This window comes from Pedobacter sp. Bi126 (assembly GCF_918698245.1).
Classification (GTDB): Bacteria; Bacteroidota; Bacteroidia; order Sphingobacteriales; family Sphingobacteriaceae; genus Pedobacter.
This window is the reverse complement of the sequence record NZ_CAKKMS010000002.1, coordinates 1,079,042-1,103,039: the sequence shown is the minus strand read 5'-3', so window position 1 is coordinate 1,103,039 and position 23,998 is coordinate 1,079,042. Positions and strand designations below refer to the sequence as shown.

At 39.8% G+C, this 23,998-nt stretch carries 12 protein-coding genes and 1 riboswitch; of the genes, 10 read left to right on the top strand and 2 right to left on the bottom strand.

What is annotated here, in order from left to right; all coding sequences use genetic code 11:
- A complete protein-coding gene (locus LQ201_RS09725; protein WP_230141857.1) occupies positions 1 to 1,677 on the top strand; it encodes a trypsin-like peptidase domain-containing protein in 1,677 nt (558 codons plus the stop codon).
- Positions 1,678 to 2,404: 727 nt separating this feature from the next.
- On the opposite strand, the gene LQ201_RS09720 is transcribed toward LQ201_RS09725, so the two are convergent.
- Positions 2,405 to 3,676 (bottom strand): peroxiredoxin, encoded by a 1,272-nt coding sequence (locus LQ201_RS09720; protein WP_230141848.1) that lies wholly within the window; start codon positions 3,674 to 3,676, stop codon positions 2,405 to 2,407.
- 137 nt (positions 3,677 to 3,813) lie between these two features.
- A riboswitch (SAM riboswitch) is annotated at positions 3,814 to 3,921 on the top strand.
- A 327-nt stretch (positions 3,922 to 4,248) separates the two neighbouring features.
- On the opposite strand from LQ201_RS09720, the gene LQ201_RS09715 reads away from it, so the two are divergent.
- Together LQ201_RS09715 and LQ201_RS09710 are read left to right on the top strand one after the other, a co-directional pair.
- Positions 4,249 to 7,416: a SusC/RagA family TonB-linked outer membrane protein gene (locus LQ201_RS09715; protein ID WP_230141846.1), complete on the top strand. Its 3,168-nt coding sequence runs from the start codon at positions 4,249 to 4,251 to the stop codon at positions 7,414 to 7,416.
- 11 nt (positions 7,417 to 7,427) lie between these two features.
- The gene (locus LQ201_RS09710) at positions 7,428 to 8,864 is read left to right on the top strand and encodes a SusD/RagB family nutrient-binding outer membrane lipoprotein (protein ID WP_230141845.1); all 1,437 of its coding nucleotides are present in this window, start codon (positions 7,428 to 7,430) and stop codon (positions 8,862 to 8,864) included.
- A gap of 192 nt (positions 8,865 to 9,056) precedes the next feature.
- Here LQ201_RS09710 and LQ201_RS09705 read toward each other — a convergent pair whose 3' ends face one another.
- Positions 9,057 to 9,257 (bottom strand): hypothetical protein, encoded by a 201-nt coding sequence (locus tag LQ201_RS09705; RefSeq protein ID WP_036670470.1) that lies wholly within the window; start codon positions 9,255 to 9,257, stop codon positions 9,057 to 9,059.
- 426 nt (positions 9,258 to 9,683) lie between these two features.
- Between LQ201_RS09705 and LQ201_RS09700 the strand changes: the two genes are divergently transcribed.
- From LQ201_RS09700 to LQ201_RS09670, 7 genes are all read left to right on the top strand, one after another.
- On the top strand, positions 9,684 to 10,706 hold the full coding sequence (locus tag LQ201_RS09700) for a GntR family transcriptional regulator (RefSeq protein WP_230141843.1): 1,023 nt from the start codon (positions 9,684 to 9,686) through the stop codon (positions 10,704 to 10,706).
- 816 nt (positions 10,707 to 11,522) lie between these two features.
- Positions 11,523 to 14,798 (top strand): TonB-dependent receptor, encoded by a 3,276-nt coding sequence (locus tag LQ201_RS09695; RefSeq protein ID WP_230141836.1) that lies wholly within the window; start codon positions 11,523 to 11,525, stop codon positions 14,796 to 14,798.
- Between the two features lie 21 nt (positions 14,799 to 14,819).
- Positions 14,820 to 16,757 carry a RagB/SusD family nutrient uptake outer membrane protein gene (locus LQ201_RS09690; protein WP_230141834.1) on the top strand — a complete coding sequence of 646 codons (1,938 nt, stop codon included), beginning with the start codon at positions 14,820 to 14,822 and terminating at the stop codon, positions 16,755 to 16,757.
- Positions 16,758 to 16,777: 20 nt separating this feature from the next.
- Positions 16,778 to 18,001 carry a DUF4959 domain-containing protein gene (locus LQ201_RS09685; RefSeq protein WP_230141833.1) on the top strand — a complete coding sequence of 408 codons (1,224 nt, stop codon included), beginning with the start codon at positions 16,778 to 16,780 and terminating at the stop codon, positions 17,999 to 18,001.
- 116 nt (positions 18,002 to 18,117) lie between these two features.
- Positions 18,118 to 19,326, top strand: coding sequence for a DUF4998 domain-containing protein (locus LQ201_RS09680; RefSeq protein ID WP_230141832.1), 1,209 nt, complete (start codon positions 18,118 to 18,120; stop codon positions 19,324 to 19,326).
- A gap of 285 nt (positions 19,327 to 19,611) precedes the next feature.
- On the top strand, positions 19,612 to 21,951 hold the full coding sequence (locus LQ201_RS09675; RefSeq protein ID WP_230141831.1) for a glycoside hydrolase N-terminal domain-containing protein: 2,340 nt from the start codon (positions 19,612 to 19,614) through the stop codon (positions 21,949 to 21,951).
- On the top strand, positions 21,952 to 23,997 hold the full coding sequence (locus LQ201_RS09670) for an alpha-galactosidase (protein WP_230141830.1): 2,046 nt from the start codon (positions 21,952 to 21,954) through the stop codon (positions 23,995 to 23,997).
- Position 23,998 lies beyond the last annotated feature (1 nt).

Below are 23,998 nucleotides of genomic sequence, written 5' to 3'. Positions count from 1 at the left end.
ATGAATAACGCTATAAAGGGAATAGTAGTAACGATAGTTATGCTTCTCAGCTTAAATGCTGTGGCCCAGAAAAAACAGGTTGCCAAATTTCAGAAAACCATTGCCGAAGCAGTTAAAAAGGCGTACCCTGCAAGTGTACGGATGTGGGGTTTCGATGTACAGCAAAACCAAAGAACCAGTGCTCAGTTTAGTGGGGTGGTGGTTAGTGCCGATGGTTATATCCTAACCGCTGCACACACCATTTTGCCCGGTAAAAATTATAAGGTTTTTTTTCCTGATGGCCGCGAATGCATCGCGCTGGCACTTGGTAAAATAGAAAATAAAGAGACGCCAGGCATTCCAGATGTGGGCATGATGAAAATTACTGATAAAGGCACCTATCCATTTGCTGAGATGGGTTATTCGGCAAGTTTGCTTAAAAACGAACCTTGTATCAGCATTTCTTATCCCGAAACCTTAAATCAAATGCTGCCAACCTTAAGGTTGGGAAATATTGCAGAAGTGAAAAATGAATATGGTTTTATCCGCTCCACCTGCAAAATGGAACCAGGTGATTCTGGTGGCCCTTTATTTGATTATTATGGCCGCGTAATCGGATTGCACAGTGCCATTGATGTTTCGGAAGAAATGAATTTCGAAATTCCTGTTGACCTTTACCGCCGTTATTGGACGGCTTTAAACAGCGAAAAACTTTATACCGTTTTCCCTGAAAAGAGGGATAGTGTGAAAACAGATCCCTTGTCTTTGCTATTACAGAAAGAAAGCAAACAGAAGGCTTTACACCCTGATTTTAATATGCCAACGCTTAAAAACAGCTGCTTTTCCATCAAAAGTATGATAAAAGGAAAAAACCAGGATATTTACGCCGCTTTATTGAATGTTAACACAGCAAATGGAGCTAAAAAACAACTTCTACTCAGTAAAAACACGATGGTTGGCGAACAAGCAAAAGGTGATATTAATGGAGTTGCGGTGCCAATTAAGTTAATAGGAAAAGATCAGGAGAACGACCTGGTTTTATTTGAACTTGATCAACGGATAAACGGGGGAATTGATTTAAATATTTCTGATAGCGACAGCGTTAGAATAGAGATGGGTAAACTTCTTTATAGCATTGATCCTGCTGGCAAGGTGATGCTCAGTGTTTTGGGCAGTAAGCTATTTAATTTGCCGAAAATTAATAGTCAGCCTTATTTAGGCGCAATGGTGGTTTATAATTCCAGTCCCGTTCAGTTTTCGTTAATCAAAGAAGGCAGTCCGGCAGAAAAAGCAGGCATAAAAGTTGGCGATGAACTGATCAGCATGAATGGTAAACTGATAAAAAAAGCGAGTGAATTTGCCCCAGAAATAATGAAATATTGGGCAGATGATGAGGTTTCTTTTGAATGGGAAAATGCTTCGGGTAAAATGAGTAAAACATTAAAACTAGAGGGGCGGGGTCAGTCGGTATTTAATCACCCGGCAGAGAAATTTGAAGGTGGAAAGTCGGAGCGAAGAGATGGTTTTAATGCCATTTTTACTCACGATGCGGCCGTTAAGATCAATGCATGCGGTTCTCCTGTTTTCGATTGGGAGGGTAATTTTTATGGGATTAATATCGCCAGGTTTAGCCGAACTACTACTGTTGTGGTGCCGAAGAAAACGATAATAGATTTTGTTTTGAAGACTATTCAGTAGCATGGTTTTCGCCACGGAAACACAGAAGTCACGGAATTTCTATTGGTCGGTGTTTCACCGACCAATACTTAGGATTTATTACCAAATATATTTCGGTCGGTGAGACAGCTACCGATAAGGACTGCCTAACCGAAGAGCGTTGCGCCTGCTTTCTAAAAAACGGTACGTTATGCATAATTCTTTGGAGCGGTTTGCCTGTGCTAATATTAAAGTTTGTTCCCTTGCTTTGCTGTATCCTTACGCTGCGCTTCGGGGATGCCGCTACGCCCGGGGCTAAGCACTTTTTTTCTGCAAGGAAGCTGATGCATACGTAATTACCTGAATTTATCTAAACACCCCGGCCCTGTGATGAATTAACTTTGGTAAGCTCGCTTTCGGCTTTGTTTACTACACAGCCCCCGGTAAAATAAACCTTATTGTAGCGGCTATTCTTTTTGTTGCAAGACTATATCGTTTATGCAATTAATTCACAAAAAGATAGAAGCGGAAAGAAGGACTGCCTAAACCGAAGCGCGCTGCACCTGCTTTCCAAAAAACAATACGTTATGCATAATTATTCTTTCTAGTAGGTGGTGTCTCACCGACCACTACTTTAGGATTACTGCCATACAAGACCCTGAAATGAATTACCTTCGGTGAGCTCGCTTAAGGCTTGGTTTACTTCGTAGCTTTCCACTTCGGTACAGATCAGGGTGACGATTTCGTTAAGAAGGATCGATAAGACAAATTATTTCTTCAGCAAGGTATCAATCTCTGTATTAAATTCTTTCACAAATTCATCATAAAATTTACCGGTTGCGGGGCCATTAAAACCCGTATGGATCTGCGCTACATTGCCCTGTTTATCGATGATTATTGTGGTTGGAAACGATAAAAAAGAATCGAGTGCAGGCAACGATTCTGATACGACCTGCTTATCGGCAGTACCTGCAATAACCTGGTCGTAATCTATTCCAAAACGTTCGCGGAAACGCGTCATCACCTTTTTTGCATATTCAGGTTCGGTTGAGCGTTCATAATGCAAAGCAATAATTTCTACACCACGTTTCTTGTTTTCTTTATACCAGGGCGCAATAAAAGTAGCTTCATCAACACAATTTGGGCACCAGCTTCCGGTTATGGTTAAAATCACCACCTTGTTTTTATATTTTTCATCCTTTAACGAAATCTTTTTACCGTTTACATCAGGAAAGCTAAAATCAAGCGTTTTGTAGCCTTTTTTCAGGTAGGTAAGTTTGTAAGGATCGGGCAGTGCAGCATCTTTATTTTTAGTTCCGGTAAAAGGCTGGCTTCCCCTTGCGCCTAAAATTTCGCCGGTTAATGAGCCATCTGCTTGGAAAGTTCCTTTGTAATAGGAAGGAGAGGAGCCAATAAAGCTCGAAAGTTGAAATTCATTTCCTTCTACTACACCTTCCAGATAACGTGAATCGCCTGTTACACGGAGAAAAGTGCCAGTAAGTTTGTTACCAGTTTGCTTAAATAAACCTACTGTTTTCTCTTCCTTACCATTTGGCGATTTAAAAACTACATCATAACTGCCAGAATAGTCTGCCTTTGCAGGTTTATCTGTTGTTTTAAAACGGTAATTTTTTCGTTCAGCAACAATGGTTAAAGGTTTGCCGGCTTTATCCTGTTTCCTTAATGTGCCTGTTAATTGATCACCATCTATTGCAAATGCGAGTTCGTTATCAAATTGATCCAGTTTTACGAAAAGCGAATCAGCTGTTTGTTTTACAAGGCCACCTTCGAAACTTTCTTCAGCATTGCGGAAGTATAATTTCTGCTGACCGCTTTTTTCGCTGATTTCGAAGTTAAAGGGGATTTCTAATCCTTCCTTAACCTTAGCTATTCCACGCCAGATGCCGAGGGCAACAAAAACATTTTGTTTTTTCTCTTTAAGCTTTGCTGCTTGATTATTTGCTAATGCAATATGGTCCTGAGCATAGGTGAAAGTTATTGATATAGCCAATACGGCTGTTAAAATGGATTTTAGTTTCATTGGGATGTGTATTTGTCGACTAAACTAGTAGACAAATATATGGATGTAATTGGCAAAGAAAAAATTTTTCAACAAAAATCTATAAAAACTATAGGATAAATGGAATTAATTATACCTTTGCCCCAGTTATTTTAAAATACTTATCAAGAAAGGCGGAGGGAATGGCCCTGTGAAGCCTTAGCAACCATCTAAATTTTTAGAAATGGTGCTAATTCCATCCCAGATGAATCTGGGGTAGTTAAGTCAGTTGTTTGCGTTATCCTTATAAGAACTATATGGAGCACTTCTGATTTAAGGGGTGCTTTTTTTTTGCCCTGAATGCGTTCTTGAAATTAAATTATGCATTAAATAAAATCATTCAAATGAAAAAGACAGACGAGCTGAAATCTATTAATGTAAACCTTAACGCATGCTTCCGAATGCGTGGAGTCTGTTAAAATTGCTCCATTTTAACAGGCTTTTTTAGGCTAACCATTCCTTTTTCTCTTTAAAAACAAATACACTTTTAGCCGTGGTAAAATTGTTTTGCCCAAAATTATTATCCCTTTTAATTGATTATTAACTACACACTTATGTTTAAAATTTTAAAGTCAATAGCGTTTATCTTTCTGCTCTTTATTGTGCAAAAGCTTTCCGCTCAAAATGCCGCGGTTACCGGAACGGTAAAGTCGGCAGATGGTGAAACACTCCCTGGTGTTTCCATTTTAATAAAAGAAACCAAACAAGCCACCATTTCTGATGCAAAAGGAGCTTTTTCTATTCATGCACCAGATAAGGGTACATTGGTATTTTCTTATATCGGTTTTAAGAGCCAGGAAATACAGATCAATAAAAACGCCGGCCCCATTTCGATCATTCTTCAGTCAAGCGATAATGCGCTTGATGAAGTAGTGGTTACTGCATTGGGTATTTCGAGGCAGAAGAAATCGCTTGGTTATGCTGTTCAGGAATTAAAAGGACAGGATTTGGCCGAAGCTAAAGAATCCAACCTGGTAAATGCACTGGCCGGAAAAATAGCAGGTATAAGGGTAACCAATAGCCAGGGGAGCATGGGTTCCTCGCGTGTGGTCATCAGGGGAGAAACATCTATTGCCGGAAATAACCAGCCATTATTTGTGGTTGATGGGATACCGGTAGATAATTCTCAGTTAAATTCGGCTGGGGCAAGAGATTATGCCAATACCATTTCAGACATTAATCCAGAAGATATAGAATCGATAAGTGTGTTAAAAGGACCAAATGCCGCTGCATTATACGGTTCGAGGGCTGCGGCAGGTGTCATCCTCATTAAAACCAAAACAGGTAAATCGAAAAAAGGATTAGGCATTGCCATCAATTCAAACGCGGTTTTAGAAACCTTGCTTACGCTACCCGTGTATCAAAATGCCTTCGGTCAGGGATCGGAGGGCAAATTTAGTTATGTAGATGGTGCAGGTAAAGGCATTAACGATGGCGTAGATGAAAGCTGGGGCCCTAAATTGGATGGCAGATTAATCCCACAATTTTATTCGAAGGGAATAGCCGTTCCATTTGTGGCGCATCCTGATAATGTGCGCGATTTCTTCCAAACCGGATATTCATTAAACAATGGAGTATCCATTGCAGATGCAGGCGAAAAATACGACTTCCGCTTATCATACAATAACCTGAAACAGGTGGGGATAGTACCAAACTCCGGACAGGGCAAAAATTCGTTTGTGCTGAATACCACAGTAAAAGTAACACCCAAATTAAGTTTAACCGCAAATGCAAACTATAGTAAGCTTAATTCAGATAATTTACCTGGAACGGGTGGTTCGAGATCTACCAGTACCATGTTGCAGTTTACCTGGTTCGGCCGTCAGGTTGATATTAACCAATTGAAAGATTATTTGGATGAAAATGGAAAAACGTTTAACTGGAACAATAGCTATTACAGCAATCCTTATTGGGTAGCTTACGAAAATACCGTATCGCAAAACCGTAGCCGCATTATTGGAAGTTTAGCCCTGAATTATAAGATTATTGATGGACTTGATTTCAATTTCAGATCAGGGACCGATTATTACAACGATAGACGTAAAGTTAGGATTGCATATGGCACCAATGGAACGCCTTTCGGCTCTTATACTGAGAGTGCCTTTACAGTAAGTGAAAATAATACAGATGCGACATTAAACTTTAACAAACAGTTGAATGACGATTTTAGTCTCGAATTGTTAGGTGGTGGGAACATCCGCAGGCAATATATCGAGCAGAACGATCAAAGTGCGCCTAAATTGGCCATTGCCGGACTGTATACCCTTAAAAACTCCCGCGATCCTTTAATTTCATCAAATAATTTATCGCGGTTAAAATCTTACAGTGTTTATGCCTCTGGACAGATTGGTTTCAGGAATTACCTTTTTGCCAACATCACGGCCCGTAACGATTGGTCATCTACCTTACCAGCGCAAAACAGATCGTATTTTTATCCATCATTTAACGGAAGTTTTGTAGCAACAGAAGCATTCGACATTAAAAGTGAAGCCCTTAATTATTTGAAAATACGTGGAGGTTGGTCTAAAGTAGGTAAAGATGCAGATCCTTATCGCTTGATCAATACTTATGCATTTAGTGCACCGTTTAGCGCAAACCCTCAGCTTACCACAAGTAATATCGACCTTAATCCTAACCTTAAACCAGAAACTACCACTTCAACAGAACTGGGCGTTGAGGCTGTTTTCTTTAACAAAAGGTTACGTTTCGATTTAAGTGCATATAACACCAATAGTTACAATCAGATTTTAGCTGCCGATGTAAGTCAAAGTACCGGATTTAGTTCAAAACTGCTTAATGCCGGAAAAATAAACAACAAAGGTATTGAAGCACAGTTGGGCATTACACCAATTAAAAAAACTTTTACCTGGGATATTGATTTCAATTTTGCTGCTAATAGAAGTAGGGTAATTGAACTTGATGCGGAGAAATTATTAACGAATTATATTGTGGCTACCAATTCGGCGCAGGTTATTGCTACCGTTGGACAACCTTATGGATCATTGTTCGGAACCGCTTTTTTAAGAGATGGCAATGGAAATATCATTGTAAACGCTACAGGTGCACCAACTACAAATCCAACAAAACAGGTATTGGGAAAATATACACCAGATTGGATTGGCGGCGTTTACAATACTTTCACTTATAAAGGCATCAGTTTAGGCGTTTTGGTTGATGCCAGTATTGGTGGCTCTATTTATAACGGAACTTATGCTACAGGAACTTATACCGGGGTTTTAGCCTCTACGCTTCCGGGAAGAGCAGCAGAATACGGCGGAATCTCATATTATTATCCGGATAATAAGAAGGAAAATGGTACGGTAAGGATAAACGGAACAGCCCCGGCGGGAGTTACGGTTTATGATGATGGGATTGTTTTTGATGGCGTAACTGCCGATGGTAAACGCAATGAAAGAGTATTGCCTGCGCAACAATATTATAAATCATTCAGAAATATCGATGAAGCAAATATTTTCGATGCTTCATATGTAAAACTCCGCGAGGTTAAATTAAGTTATAACCTGCCGTCAAAATGGCTTCGCCCATTAAGTTTACAAGGCGTTTCAGTATCACTTGTTGGCCGTAACCTATGGATTATCCACCGCAACACAGTAGATATCGATCCAGAAGTAGCTTTTAATACGGGTAACGGTCAGGGTTTAGAAAGTCTTTCTAATCCAAGCACACGCAGTTACGGTATAAACCTGAATGTTAAATTTTAAATCTTACCATCATGAAAAATAAAAAACTATATATACTGGCTATTCTGGCAATTGCATTTTCATCTTGTAATAAAGAACTTGATGAGGTAAACATTAATCCGAATGCTCCGGAAATTCCGCAACCCGATTATTTACTTACTGGTACCACTAAAACTACAGCTGATACGTATTGGGGGGTAACCAATAACATGAACTCGAGTCTGCTTTTTGCACAACACTGGGCTAAAGTTCAATATACCGAAGAAGATCGTTATATCTTTTCGAACAGTAGTTTTACTTCTTTATGGTCTACTGGTTATGCGCAAAGTATTGCTGGCTTTAATAAAATTATCGAATTAGGCGATGCACAGGGCAATCCAAATTATAAAGGTGTAGCCCTGGTACTGAGATCGTGGGTTTTTTTGTTACTTACCGATGCTTATGGGGATATACCGTACGCACAGGCTGGAAAAATCAAACAGTTTGTTACACCAGTTTACGATAAACAAAAGGATGTTTACTACGGTATTCTTAACGATTTAAAGACTGCACAGGCAGCTTTAGATCCAGCTTCAGGAAAAGTTATAGGTGGAGATGTGATTTATAGCGGCAATATTGCTTTATGGAAAAAGTTTGCCAATTCTTTACGCCTCCGTATCGCATTACGCATTGCAGATAAAGAGCCAGCTAAAGCTAAACAGGTAATTGATGAAATACTTGCAGAAGGTGGTACTTATATTAATAGCAAATCGGAGAATGCACAACTGTTCTACAGTGATTCACCTCAGCAAAATCCGGTAGCAGCCTCGTTCGAAACCAGGAATGATTACCGGATCAGCAAAACCATCGTGGATAAACTTTTTGCACTAAATGATCCTAGGTTGCCAGTTTATGCAAGCAAAACTGATAATGCTACACCTCAAACGTATGTAGGCATTCCGAATGGCTCAACAAATTCAGAAGCCAGTGCAATAGGTTTGGCAAATTCTTCCAGACCAGGAACTTATTTTTTAGCACCAAAAGCACCTGCTGTGATTTTTAGCTATGCCGAACTGCTTTTTGATAGGGCAGAAGCCGCTGCAAGAGGTTTTACTGCCGAAAATGCAGCTGATCTGTATAAACAGGCCATCAGGGCATCATTTGATCAATACAGTATTGGTGGAAGTGCTGTTGATGATTATATTAATCAGGCTTCAGTACAATATGATGCAGGTAATTATAAAAAATCAATCGGTGAACAAAAATGGATTGCTTTATTTGGTCAGGGTTTAGAAGCCTGGGCAGAGCAGAGAAGGTTAGATTATCCCCAATTAACTGCATCTGTTAATACCGTGTTGAATGGCAAAATTCCGGTACGTTTTATTTATCCAGGTTCTGAACAATCGTTAAACGGACAGAATTATAAAAATGCGGTGAGCAGCCAGGGTGCAGATTTATTAACCACCAAACTTTGGTTTGATGCATTTTAATCCGATAGTGGTATCAGATGTTACCATCTGACACTCTTAGTATTATCAACTGTTAGCACCTTAGTGCGGTATCATATGTTATTATCTTAAACTGCAAACAAAAGCGTCCCGATTTAAATCGGGACGCTTTTGTTTGTAATTTTAAAGAAAAAGGTATCTCGTGTATTGGAGTTCCTGCTTTCTTCCAGGTATTCATCTGGCTAAGTCTTCGGCGGCATTACTTGCCCTGTTTTTCAGATCTTCGGTATATCCTTTTGCTTTATCTACCCATCCTGGAGCCTTATCCAATAACTCATCAACTATCGATTGTCCGGTAATTGGATCTTTCTTCGTGATATATTTTACGCCGGCATAAACTGCAGCGCCAATAATTGCTGTTTTTAAAATTCCCATGTTCTTTCTTATTTTATTAATTAACATTCTGAGCTCGTTAAAAGTTTTAGACAATTTCCTATACCGGTTGTTACATATTGTTGTTTCATGGAGCATTTTTATTCTGCTCATTTAACATTTTTTTGTTGTTGTGCGACAGGATATTATCATCTATTTATGCACTGTAATTAACTGGATTTAATATTGCAGGATGTAAAATTTGGCATTACAATGAAAAAAGCATTTTGCTCGTTTTTAAGGTGCAAATGATTGCTTTTTAAGCAAGTAATTGCGTGGCCGGCTTGCCTCGCGATGAAGAATTTTCTTAAATACGATCGATCAACAGCTGGTATAGCGATAAAAAAATTAAATATTTTCACTATTAAATTTATATATTTCGAGCAAAATTACCTTAAACTAAATCGATTATAAACTAAATGGAGTTGCATGAATAAAGAAAAGCTGTTCATTGAAATCAAGAATTTGAGTATCATAAATTCTTTATCGAAACACGAACAACTTGTTCAGGGAATCATTAATGGCCTAAACCATAAACTGATTGCTAAGGGAGATATTCTGCCTTCAGTTAACGAAATGATGAGGGAAACAGGTTTTGCCAAAGAAACCATTGGCAAAGCATATAAAGAACTGATCAGCAGGGGGATTTTAGAATCGAAAAACAGAAGGGGTTATTTTGTAGCTACTGATGATACTGAACAACACCTTAAGGTTTGTTTATTAATTTATGCATTCGATACCTTTCAGGAAACTTTTTACCAGAACTTCCGCGACCATTTAGGTGAAAATATTCAGGTTGACGTATATTTCCACCACAATAATTTAAGTGTTTTCGAATCTATCATCAACAGCAATAAAGGCCAGTATGGTTTGTATGTTATTGCACCAATAGAAAGCAACGAAGCCAAAGAAATACTAGAACAGTTACCCAAAGAAAAACTCCTGATGGTAGACCGGTACGTAGCATTGAAAGGCGAGTATTCTTACATCGTTCAGGAATTTGAGAAAGCTTCTTATAATGCGTTTTTGCAACTGGCACCCCGGATAAAAGAATTTTCAGAGTTTGTTTTCTTTTTTAAACCATCGTCTGCAGAGCCCAATGAAGTTTTGGTTTCATTTAAGCGTTTCATAAAAGAGTTTAAGATTAATGGTGTAATTAAAAACAGTTATGAATCTGGCAGTATTGCACCCGATAAGGTTTATTTTACCATCCACAACCTCGAACTTTGGGAAATGTTAAAAGATGCCAAGGTAAAAGGCTTAAAGGTGGGTAAAGATTTAGGTATTCTTTCGCATAATGATGATAATGTGAAAGAGATCATATTTGACGGGATTACTACATTTTCTATCGATTTTGCGCATATGGGCCGCCTGGCCGCTGAATTTGTACTCAGTTTGAAACCCATTAAACACATTATGGAGAATAAACTGATGAGAAGGAATTCACTTTAGTGCAAACTTCATCACGACAGCTAATCTCTATTTCACACAGTTCATATTCTTACTCAAGCAATTTCTTGTTCAAAATCTTAGAAGCTATCTAAATTTACATCAAGAGCTATTTTTTTTGAAAACGAGCGTGCTGTAGTTCTTAGCCTTTGTAGCCCTGCCATCCACTTTAGCTCCGATAGAAAAAATCGGAGGCTGCCGCTGCTGTCAGGTTTATAATCGAAAGGTCTGCTCCCGGTATGTTGCCAAAAGCACCAAACTTTATACTAAATACGATCGCAGTGGTCCCCGACTTTACGTCGGGAGTAACGGAGAGCGGGGCTGAAAACCGCCAAAGGATAGAACCGTTCATTTCCAAAGATTAAGAATCAGCCTAAATTTACATTTGGCAGAAATCCTTTTTCCATGCTGTTGATATGCTGGTTTAATCCTTTTCATTATTCTTAAACGATTTATCTCTAGAAAGTTGGAATATTAGTTTTTTTGTTTATAATTGTATTCGAAAATAGTAGGATAGGATAGGATAGGATAAAATAACAATTTGATTGCGTTTCAGTGCTTAGTTTCATGTTAGAGATGCGAAACAATTAAATGAACTGTTGTAAAAGTTAATCCAGTCCAGATTACATTTTCGTTAACCAAATAACCAGACAATATGAGAAATTTTACAAATTACTTTACCGGGAAGCAATTTCCTTCTTTTATGATCGCTAAATGGCGACCATCAGATTTACAAAATCTTAAAGGGCATTAATACTGCTGTTTGTTCACATCTATCTTAAATAGTTTTAATTCACTCATTTAAAAGCTAATTAGCAAATGAAGCAATTATTTTTGTTTTGTGGGCACTTATCGGTGCCCAACAGGTTAAGAAATGCAATGGTATTGACCGGTTCGATTCTTGTGTTTTTCCTGATTTTTATGCCCGCCACAGGCTTTTCTCAAACGGGAAAGAAAACCATTACCGGTAAGGTTACCGATTCGGCAGGAATGGCCATTCCGGGCGTTGTTGTGGCCACTGTTACTGGTACTAAGGCCGGTACCCAAACGGATAACAATGGGAGGTTTATTCTCGATGTGAACATTGGTGTCGAACTCCGTTTCTCGTTTGTGGGTTACGTAGAAAAAAGAATAACAGTTACTGCAAACACGACCATACTTAACGTTAAACTTGCAGAAAATGCGGTACAGGCAGACGAGGTTGTGATTACAGCATTGGGGCAGAAACAACGAAAAGAAGCCATCGTTGGTGCGGTAACATCTGTACGGCCCGGTGATTTAAAAGTGCCTGCCAGTAACCTTACCACCGCATTTGCTGGTAGAATAGCAGGTGTTGTTGCATTTCAGCCGAGTGGACAACCCGGCCAGGACAATGCTAATTTCTTTATTCGGGGAGTAACTACCTTTGGTTATAGAAGAGACCCATTGATTTTGATAGATAATGTGGAAATGACCTCTTCTGATCTGGCGCGCCTCCAAGTGGATGATATTGAAAGTTTTTCAGTTTTAAAAGATGCAAGTGCAACGGCGTTATATGGTGCCAGAGGTGGAAACGGTGTAATCCTTGTTAAAACTAAAGAGGGGAAAGCCGGGAAAGCACAGATTAGCGTTCGCATGGAGGGCTCCACATCTTCACCGATTAGCCCGCTGCAAATTGCAGATCCGGTTACCTATATGAAGCTTTACAACGAAGCGCTGAGTACAAGAAATTCGCCGGGAGCACCATACACTCCGAACAAAATATTAAACACACAGGCTTCATTGGCTGGTGCCCCTGGTAGTAATCCTTACGTTTATCCTGCGGTAAACTGGATGGATATGTTATTTAAAAAAAATACATCAACACAAAGGGCTAACCTGAATATCTCCGGTGGTGGTGGAGTAGCCAGGTATTATGTAGCCGGATCTTTTTCGAATGATAATGGAATCTTGAAAACAGATATCAGAAACAACAATAACAATAACGTTCGTTTTAAAAACTATCAGTTACGATCGAATGTAAATATTGATCTAACCAATACTACCGAACTGATTGTACGTTTATCGGGTAACTTTAATGAATATGTAGGCCCTATGACGAATGACCCGTCGTTTGCAACAGATCTATATAATATAGCTACACACACAAGCCCGGTCGATTTTCCGGCCTATTACGAACCAGACAAAGCCAATGCACGTGTTCAGCACATTCTTTTTGGTAACAATACCGAAGCTACAGTGCTGCCCGATGGAAGCACACCGCCTACTTCTTCTACAGATGTAAAAAACATTAACCCATACGCTGCATTGTTAAGAGGAAACAGACGATTTTCAGAATCGAGGATGCTCGCACAACTTGAGCTTAACCAAAAACTGGATTTCCTTACAAAAGGCCTAAACTTTAAAGGAATCTTCAGTACCAACAGATACGCCAGATTCGAATCAGAGTTAGCCTATGCACCTTATTTTTATAATGTTCAGTCGTACGACAAGGCATCTAACCAATATACACTAAACTGGATCAATAACAAGCCTGATCAGGCCAGGGAATACCTAAACTACTACGCAGGGCAGAGTACGCTTAATACCTTTCTGTATCTACAGGGTGTACTCGATTATTCAGCAGATATTAATGAAAACCACAATGTAAGTGCTGCCTTGATCGGTACACAACAGCAATTGCTCAACGCAAACGCCACTACATTATTTAATTCTTTACCCTTCCGGAATCTCGGCCTTTCAGGACGTGCTACTTACGCGTATAAGAGTAAATATTTCTTAGAGTTCAACTTTGGTTACAATGGCTCGGAACGTTTCTCAGAAAACCATCGGTTTGGTTTCTTCCCAACTGTTGGTGCTTCGTGGATCGTATCTGGAGAAAAATTCTATGGAAATCTTTCCAATGTGATCAGCCGCATGAAAATCAGGGGTAGCTACGGTTTGGTTGGTAATGATGCGATCAGTGACAGACGATTTTTTTACTTATCAGACGTTAACCTGAACGGCGGAAATCCGGCTTCATTCGGAACTAACCTTGGTTACTCACATAACGGGGTTACGATCAACAATTATGAAAACAGGGATGTTACCTGGGAGGTATCGAGGCAGATCAATCTGGGATTGGAATTAACGCTCCTCAAAAACATAAGATTTACCACAGAGGTTTATAAAAACTTTAAGTCAGACATCCTTCAGGATAGAAAAGATATTCCGAGTACAACGGGATTGGAATCACAGATCTCCGCTAACATAGGAAAGGTAGAATCGCAGGGTATCGAATTCTCGCTTGACGGAAAACATAATTTCAGTAACGATTTATGGGTATCAGCTTTAGCCAATTTTACTTTGGCCAAAAACAAATATACACAATACGAGGAACCTGATTTCAGTGATAAGTACCGTCTGCACAATGGTGTTGCCCTGAACAGAAATTTTGGCTACATCGCAGAACGTTTATTTGTAGACGACAGTGAAGCCAGAAACTCCCCTAAACAGATATTCAGTACCAATGGCGTCGCACCAATGGGTGGCGATATCAAATATCGCGATTTAAACAATGATGGCGTAATTGACGGTAAAGATCAAACATGGTTCGGAAACCCTACCGTACCCACAATTGTATATGGATTTGGCATCTCAACCGGTTTCAAGAACTTCGATCTTAATATGTTTTTCCAGGGACAGGCAGGTGTATCTTTTGTAATTGATCCGGCAAGAACAAGTCCGTTTATTAAAAGCCCCGATGCATGGTTACCAGGTAATACCCAAGTGATCCAACAGTTCGCAGATGACCATTGGTCTGAAGATAATCAGAATCTGTATGCATTGTATCCAAGGCTTGGCATAAACGGTGCGGTGATTGAAAATAACCGCCAGAATAGTTCGTGGTGGTTACGTGATGGCAGTTTCCTCCGAATGAAATCATTGGAAGTAGGTTACACCTTACCCCGAACGCTGGCAAGTAAGATTAAACTCAGAAACCTGAGGGTTTATTTCAGCGGACTTAACCTGGTAACCTGGAGCCCATTTAAAATGTGGGATCCGGAAATAGGTGGCAATGGATTTTCTTACCCATTGCAGAAAGTTTACAACCTGGGCATAAATGTTAGTTTATAGTTTAAAACAAAGAATTAGGGTATGAAACCATTATATTCAAAAATTTTATATGCTGTTGTTATGGTATTGTCCATGGCATCATGCAAAAAGTACCTGAACGTTACCCCAGACAATGTAGGTACAATAGATTATGCGTTCAGAAACCGTAACGAGGCTGAAAATTATCTCTTCACCTGTTATAGTACATTACAGCGGTTGCAGGAGCCATGGATGGACGGGGGATTTTCTACTTCGGGTGAAATTGTTTTCCCGGGGCAGAATGAATTGAACGATACGCAGGGTATTAATGCCGTTGGCTTTAACATGATGAGGGGTACGCAGACCAGCAACAACCCTGGATTAAATTACTGGGATGGAAATGAGGGAGGGCAGGCAATGTTCAACGCCATCAGACGCTGTAATACGATGCTGGAAAATATCGACAAGCCGATAGATCTTGGCGATACAGAAAAAAAGAGATGGATTGCGGAGGTGAAATTCCTAAAAGCCTATTATCACTTTTACCTGTTCAGGATGTATGGACCTATTCCAATCACCAATGTTAACCTGCCGATTAACAGTTCGATAGAGGCTACAAGGGTGAAAAGAAAACCTGTAGATTCAGTAGTAAATTATATGGTTCAGTTATTAGATGAGGCTACGCCGGATTTGCCGACCCAAATCCAAAATCAGACACAGGAACTTGGCAGGGTGACTTCACTTGTTACACGCGCCGTTAAAGCTCAGATTTTGGTAACTGCTGCGAGCCCATTATTTAATGGCAACGCTGATTACGCCGGGCTTAGTAATAAAGATGGGCAACAGCTGTTTAACCCACAAAAAGATCAACGGAAATGGGACCGTGCTGCCCAGGCCTGCGATGAGGCATTAAAGGCATGTTTGGCAGCCGGACTGAAGTTACACACCTTTACTCCGACAGCAAATATGCCCGCTAATCTACCCCAGGAACTGATTAATGTACTTTCGTTTCAGACAGCAATTACCGATAAATGGGAGCAGAACACAGAATTGATATGGGGCATGGCTCCGGTTTTCGGATTTGGAAAACAGGAAAGATGTATCCCTCGTCTTAATGCTGCCGCTGCCCTGAATATAGGTAGCGCTCAGGGTTTCTTCGCTGTTCCCATTGCACAGCAGGAGTTGTTTTATACCAATAACGGGCTACCTATTGATGAGGATAAAACCTGGGATTACAGAGACCGCTACACTTTAAAAACTGCAGGAACCGAAGATCAATACTATGTGCATAATGGTTATGAAACTGTTAAAGCACATTTTAAACGTGAACCAAGATTTTACGCATCTATTGGATTTGATGGCGGTGTTTGGTATGGCAACGGTCAACTGGGCGATCCGGCAAATGCAAATTATGTACAGGCACGTGGTACTACGAGTTTTGCAGGTCCGAAAGATGGAAGTCACACCAACATTTCAGGCTATTGGCCAAAAAAACTGGTCAATTATCTAACCGTTTATAATGATCGTTTGTCTTACGAAGATTTTCATTTTCCATTAATGAGGCTTTCAGATCTTTATCTGCTTTATGCAGAGGCTTTGAATGAGCAGGGAAAAAACTATTCTGAAGTATTGCCTTATATAGACGAGGTAAGAAAAAGAGCAAAAATTCCGACAGTTGCAGAATCGTGGACGGCTCAGCTTTCTACAAGCCCTTTAAAATATAGCACGCAGGCAGGTCTTCGTCAAATCATTCATCAGGAAAGAAGGATTGAACTTGCTTTTGAATGTATGCCGGGATGGGATTTACGCCGATGGAAAGAACTACAGACGGTAATGGCCAAACCGATGCAGGGATGGAGCATTTTCGACGATCAGGCGGTGAACTACTATCGTCCGCGTAATCTTTTTGTTCCGGTGTTTAATACAAAAGATTATTTATGGCCTATTAAGTCTGATAATCTGGCGGTTAACCCCAATTTAGTTCAAAATCCATTTTGGTAATATTTAAAGAAGATTTGATCATGAATATAAAAAAATATAGTTTTCGTTGTTTGATCATGCTGATCATTATTGGCATAGTGGCATGCAAGAAAAATAATGGTTTTAACGCCGTTATTTCTGAAGATACAACTAAACCATTACCCGTAAGCAATATTAAGGTCGACAATTTTAACGGAGGTGCAAACATCACCTATAACCTTCCCAATTCACAGAATATTCTTTATGTGCTTGCCAAGTACAAGATAAATGACAATGTAGGCCGGGAGACAAAATCATCCTATTACCAGGATACGGTAGTGGTTGAAGGATTTGCAAAAGCAAAAGCATACCAGGTAACCCTTTACACCGTTTCGAGGGCAAACGTAATGTCTGATCCTGTTACCGTTACGGTTAATCCCTTAACTCCGGTTTATTCAGTTGTGCGTCCATCATTAGATCTTTCTGCTGATTTTGGTGGGGTGAATATTAAAGCGGAGAATCCACTAAAAAAACAGATCGGTATTGTGGTGTTGAGTTATAATAACAATACCAAATCCCTGGAAATCGAGGATCAGCGTTTTACTAAAGATCCAAAAATCGATTATTCGGTTACTGGTTTTTCATCAACAGAACGTCGGTTTGGGGTGTACGTTACTGACAGATGGGGCAATATTTCAGACACGCTTCAGAAAGCAATAATCCCGCTGGCCGAAGAAGCGGTTGACAAATCAAAATTCAGCGCATTAAACCTGAACACAGACAGCCCGATTGACTTTGGCTGGACGCTACCATATTTATGGGATGGGAAACAGGATGGAAATGGCTGGCATACGAGATACGGCGTTTCACTTCCATATTCTTGTAGTTTTAGTATTGGAAAAACCTATAAGTTAAGCCGTTTTGTGCTCTACGAAAGAACAGGAGACCAGTATACCTACAAATTTGCAAATCCTAAGCAATTTGCACTTTGGGGGACGAACTCATCTACGCCGACTGATGTTCAGCTTCCTGTAACAGCTGCTGAAGGTACGATTATCGGGAATTGGGTAAATCTTGGTAATTTCCGCTTTCCAGATCCGCCATCGGGTAATCTTCCTACCGCAATCAATTCATCAGATAACGATTTTGTTAGAAACGGCGTCAGCTTTAAAGTACCTATAGCAGCCCCGCCAGTGAAATATCTCCGGATAGCCGTACAAACGGTGTGGGGCAACGAAGCCGCAGCTCACCTGATGGAATTTACACCTTATGGCACCGCACAATAATAGTACTAATTGAATCTGATATCAAATTTTAAAAAAATGAAACTGTTACGATTTATTCACGCAAAGAGATCGATAAACCGTAACGGCTTCATCACCAGAAAAATAATTATATACGGATGAAAAATCTTATAATTTTAGTCGGCCTTTTTACATTGGCTATTACAATGGGCTGCAAAAAACAGCAAACAGATTTCAGGGACTTTTTTGATGGACATGAAATTATCTATACGGGTAGTCCTAAAGAAGTGCTTAGCAGGCCGGGAAATCTTCGTGCACAGTTAAAATGGAAATCAAGTTCCGACCCGAGTATTGTAAAGTACGTGATTTACTATAATAATAAAGTAGATTCTCAGGTAATAGCAATCAATAGCAAAACAGATAGTGTTTTTGCGACGATACCGAACCTTCAGGAATTTGTTTATTCTTTTACGATTTACTCTTATGATAAAAATGGGAACAGATCAATTCCAAAAGAAGTAAACAATGTAAAAGTATTCGGGCCAATTTACAAAAATGGCTTGCTGAACAGGGCTTACAATGCTGCTGAACCTTATGTTGTAAATGCTGACGGATCTGTTAAACTTAATTTTAATGCACCCGATACTATAAATACGGGTACGGTTATTAAATATACCAATGCCTCGGGAAACGCCTCAGAACTTACGCTTTTACCTAAAGACAATTCTATTGTTCTTCCCAGCTATAAAACGGGGACTGAAATACAGTACCTTTCTTCTTATATTCCGCAAAGAAATTCATTGGATATTTTTGACGCAGGCGCCTATTCTGTTTTTCCAAGGGTTTATAATTATGTACTTTGCGATCGCTCGCTTTTTAGCGAAGTGCGTTTGCCAGGCGATGCGCCAACTTACGAATCGGGTACCAGCATCAGTAAACTTTGGGATGGAAGCGTAGGGCCACAAGGTTATCCAAATATCTTTCATAGTGCGGGTAATAGCGGAATGCCTCATGTAATCACATTCGATTTAGGTAAGGTGTATACCAATTTATCGCGTATTGAAGAAACCGGAAGAGATTGTTGCAATAATCCGGATCGTTTTGAGGTTTGGGGAACAGCCGATTTAACCAATGCCACAACTACTTTATCAGCCAGTAATAATGGTTGGCCAGCTGAAGCAATAAGTAAGGGATGGACACTTTTAAAAGATGTAACCAGAAGCGATGATGGCAAAAATGCAATAACCGCAGAACTGGATAATGCAGGAAAACCGATTCGTTATATTCGCATCAGGATTAAACATGTAACCACTGGTGATGGGAATTATAGTAATATGAGCGAAATCAGGTTCTGGAATAAACAGTAATCTTTTTATATAATTCAATTCATTAATAATTGAATTTCGACATCTCGAATGAAGTATTCAAACAAAAGGGCCGTCATCTCGACTGGAGCGCAGCGGAATAGAGAGATCTATATAGATAGATTTCTCGACTTCGTTGCACTCCAGTCGAAATGACGATCCCGGTGACTGGATCCATTTTAACCACAGATGAAAAGGAGCACATAGATATAAAATCCGTGTTTATCTGTGTACATCTGTGGTTAAAACCTTTTTTAATTACGAGTATAACAACACACAAATGAAACTATGTATAAGAAGTATTTGATTATTTTTTCACTATTCTCGTTTTTCATAGGTGAATATACCGCTGCCCAGCAAAAGCCTTTAACGATGTGGTACGATAAACCTGCCAAAATTTGGGAGGAAACCCTTCCTTTAGGTAATGGTAAATTGGGCATGACACCAGATGGGGGCATTAACAGGGAGAATATAGTGCTGAATGATATCACTTTATGGAGTGGTGGGAAACAAGATGCCAATAATTACGAAGCGTATAAAAGTTTACCCAAAATTAGGCAGCTGATATTGGAAGGTAAAAACGATGAAGCACAGGAATTGGTTAACCGCGATTTTGTTTGCAAAGGGCAGGGATCGGGTGGAGCGAATTGGGGCAAATACCAAACATTGGGTAATTTGCAGCTCGATTATGAATTTTCTGGCGTTAAAGATGTAAAACCCGAAGTTTACAAAAGAACATTATCGCTGGATAAAGCGGTGGCCACAACCGAATTTACGCTCAATGGGGTAAAATACAAAAGAGAATATTTCTGCAGTTTTGATGATGATGTAAATATCATCCGCCTCACAGCCGATCAACCTAATAAACTCAATTGTAATATTTCGATCAGCAGATCAGAAAAAGCAACATTAGCTAGCGAAGGTAATGAACTGCTGATGTTTGGCCAGCTGGATAACGGTACTGATGGTAAGGGAATGAAATACCTGAGCCGCGTAAGTACAAAACTTAAAGATGGTACGCTAACAAACGAAGGGAACATTCTTAAAATAAAAAATGCAACTGAACTGATTATTTACGTTGCGGCAGAAACCGATTTTAAGCATGCGGATTTTGAATCCAGGGTAAAACAGGCTTTGCAAGCGGCTCAAAAGAAAGCTTATAGTTTAGAACTTGCAAATCATAGCGCAAATTTTGCTAAACTCTTTAACAGGTTGAAAATTAATTTAGGAGAAGGCGAAGCCGCTAAACTGCCAACAGACGTGAGGTTAGATCGTTTCTATAAAGATTACAAAAATGATGTTTCGCTTAGCGCCTTGTTTTTTCAGTTCGGTCGGTATTTAAGCATTAGCAGTACAAGGGTTGGACTTTTGCCACCAAATCTTCAGGGTTTATGGGCAAACCAGATCAACACGCCATGGAACGGCGATTATCATTTAGATGTAAACGTACAGATGAACCACTGGGCTATTGAGCCGGCCAACCTTTCAGAGTTAAATCTTCCACTGGCCGAATTGGTAAGAAATTTAACTGGGCCAGGTGCAAGAACAGCGAAAGCATATTACAATGCCGATGGATGGATTGCCCACGTAATTACGAACGTTTGGGGCTTTACCGAGCCTGGCGAAAGTGCCTCATGGGGTGCATCAAATGCAGGTTCGGGTTGGTTATGCAGCAATCTATGGGATCATTTTGCCTATAGCCGTGATTTAAAATACCTGAAAAGCATTTACCCGATCTTAAAAGGATCAGCTGCATTTTATCAAAGTGCTTTGGTTAAAGATCCAAAAACAGGTTGGCTGGTTACTTCGCCATCAGTATCGCCAGAGAATACTTTTTACCTGCCCAACGGAAAAACAGCAAGCATTTCAATGGGGCCAACTATCGATAATCAGATTGTGAGGGAGCTTTTTAATCATGTAATTACTGCAGCCAAACTGCTTAAAACTGACGCCGCCTTTAGTGCTTCGTTACAAGAAAAATTAAAATCTATTCCACCAGTGGGTTTAATCAGCAAAGATGGCCGGATACAGGAATGGTTGGAAGATTATAAAGAAACCGATCCGCAGCACCGGCACATCTCGCATTTATATGGGGTTTATCCTGCCGGATTAATTACGCCAACAGCTACTCCGGCATTGGCAGAGGCTGCAAAGAAAACACTAGAAGTAAGGGGGGATGATGGACCAAGTTGGTCAATTGCTTATAAACAGTTATTTTGGGCAAGATTGCAGGATGGTAACAGGGCTTTTAAACTGTTTAGAGAGATTTTAAAACCTACTTTGAGAACCGATATTAATTATGGAGCCGGCGGAGGCGTTTATCCAAATATGTTATCAGCCGGACCACCGTTTCAGATTGATGGGAATTTTGGTGCATCTGCAGCTATTGCCGAAATGCTGATCCAAAGTCATGATGGTTTTATCGAACTGCTCCCTGCTATTCCTGATGCCTGGAAAGCTTTTGGTGAAATTAAAGGATTAAAGGCAAGGGGTAATTTTACAGTTGATATGGATTGGAAAGATGGTAAAATTACAAATTACAGAATTGCCTCGGCCGTACCTCAAAAGGTAAAGCTAAAAATGAATGGAAAATTAACCGAAATAATGTCGAGCAAATTAAGTAAATAAATGGTTCTTAAATTTTTATCCAGGCATAAGCTATTCTTGATTTTACTGATCCTGTTATTTTCTGAACGGTCAGCGTCAGCGATTATAATCAATTATGGTCGGGCAGGAAAAATAGACTACAACCTTAAAACCGGCACTTTTCGGGTATCAGATGGAGCGGTGCAACTATTATTAAATGGTTTTTCGCAGGCAGCACATCAGAAAAAGATAATCAGTTCTAAAAATTACTCGCAGATTAGCTACACCAAAACAGTTATAATGGATGGTTTTGGAAAGGGTTTTAAACATGTTTTCTTGTTAAAGCAGCATGGTTTACCAACTATGCAACAGGTTTTTTATACCTATGCAGGTAAGAATTATTTTATGATCAGCCTTACTTTGCTAGGCACTGATCTATCCATCAACCATATGGTGCCTATAAATGGAAATTTAATCGATCAGGAAGCTTCACAAGTACCAACCAGTTTATTTGTTCCTTTTGATAACGATACCTTTATTTCTTACAATGCCGTTCCATTAAAGGCCAACACAAGTAATCCAAGCGCGGAGGTTACGGCTTTGTATCACGATCAGTCCAGAAAAGGTTTTGTAATTGGCTCGATAGAACATAGCAACTGGAAAACAGGCATCATTACGGGCATGAATGCTGATAAAAAAATAAATATACAGGCCATTTGTGGTTATACCGAAGAAAGCATTACCCGCGATAAAATTGAACATGGTTATTTAAAAGGAAATACCATCAGCTCGTCAAAAGTATTTTTTGGTGCTTTTGCCGATTGGCGTTCGGGTATGGAGACCTATGCACGAGCCAACCGGATAGCAGAGCCGCCTATTGTTTTCAAATGGAAAGCCAGAACTCCGGTGGGATGGAACAGTTGGGGTGTAATGCAAGAGAAAATAACACTCGAAAAAGCCAATCAGGTTGTCGATTTTTTTGCTGATAGCCTAAAAACCTTTAGAAGCGATGGTGTAGCGTATATCGATCTCGATTCTTATTGGGATAACCTGCTAAAAGGGGGCTTAACCGGCGACTACTCTAAACTAAAAGCCTTTGCTGATTATGCTAAATCGAAAGGATTAAAACCAGGCATTTACTGGGCACCCTTTGTAGATTGGGGATTCGCTGGTGGCGGTACCCGCAAGGCGGAAGGAAGCGATTGTACATTTGGCGAGATGTGGACCAAAATCGGTTCAGGCTACCATGATATAGATGGCGCAAGGGCGCTCGATCCAACGCATCCAGGTACGCAGCAACGTATTGCTACAGTGATTAAAAAGTTTAAAGAATGCGGTTTTGAAATGATTAAAATCGACTTTTTAGGTCACGCTGCAATAGAATCCAATCATTTTTACGATCCGAAGGTTACTACGGGGATGCAAGCATATAAAGCGGGCATGGAATTTTTATTAAAACAGTTGGATAATAAAATGTTGATTTACGCAGCCATATCGCCAAGTTTGGCATCTGGTCGTTATGTACATGTACGCCGCATTGCCTGCGATGCGTTTAAAACAATAAAAGATACCGAGTACACTTTAAATAGTTTAAGCAACGGCTGGTGGCAAACTTATCTTTACGACTATATTGATGCCGATCACGTGGTATTTTCCGATCAATCTGAACAGGAAAATACGGCCAGGTTTTTATCAGCGATTGTTACGGGATCCTGCATTACCGGCGATGATTTTTCCCGACAGGGCAAATGGAGCAATACAGCACAGCGTTTATTGAACAATACCGAAATCTTAAACGTATTAAAAGATGGAAAGGCATTTCTTCCGGTAGAAGGGAATAGGGGCAAATCGGCTTCGCAACTTTTTGTAAAACAGGTTGGAAATGTGAAATATCTCACGTTATTTAATTATAGCGATGAATCAAGATCTTTTATACTTGACTTTTCGAGAATCGGTTTAAAAATCGATGAAGTGTACCGCTGTCAGAATTTGATCACTCAAAAAACTGAAAACTTCAAAAATAACCAAGCTTTAAGTGTGGGCCCAAAAGATGCCATCATCTTCAAAATCATAATAAACAATAAATAAA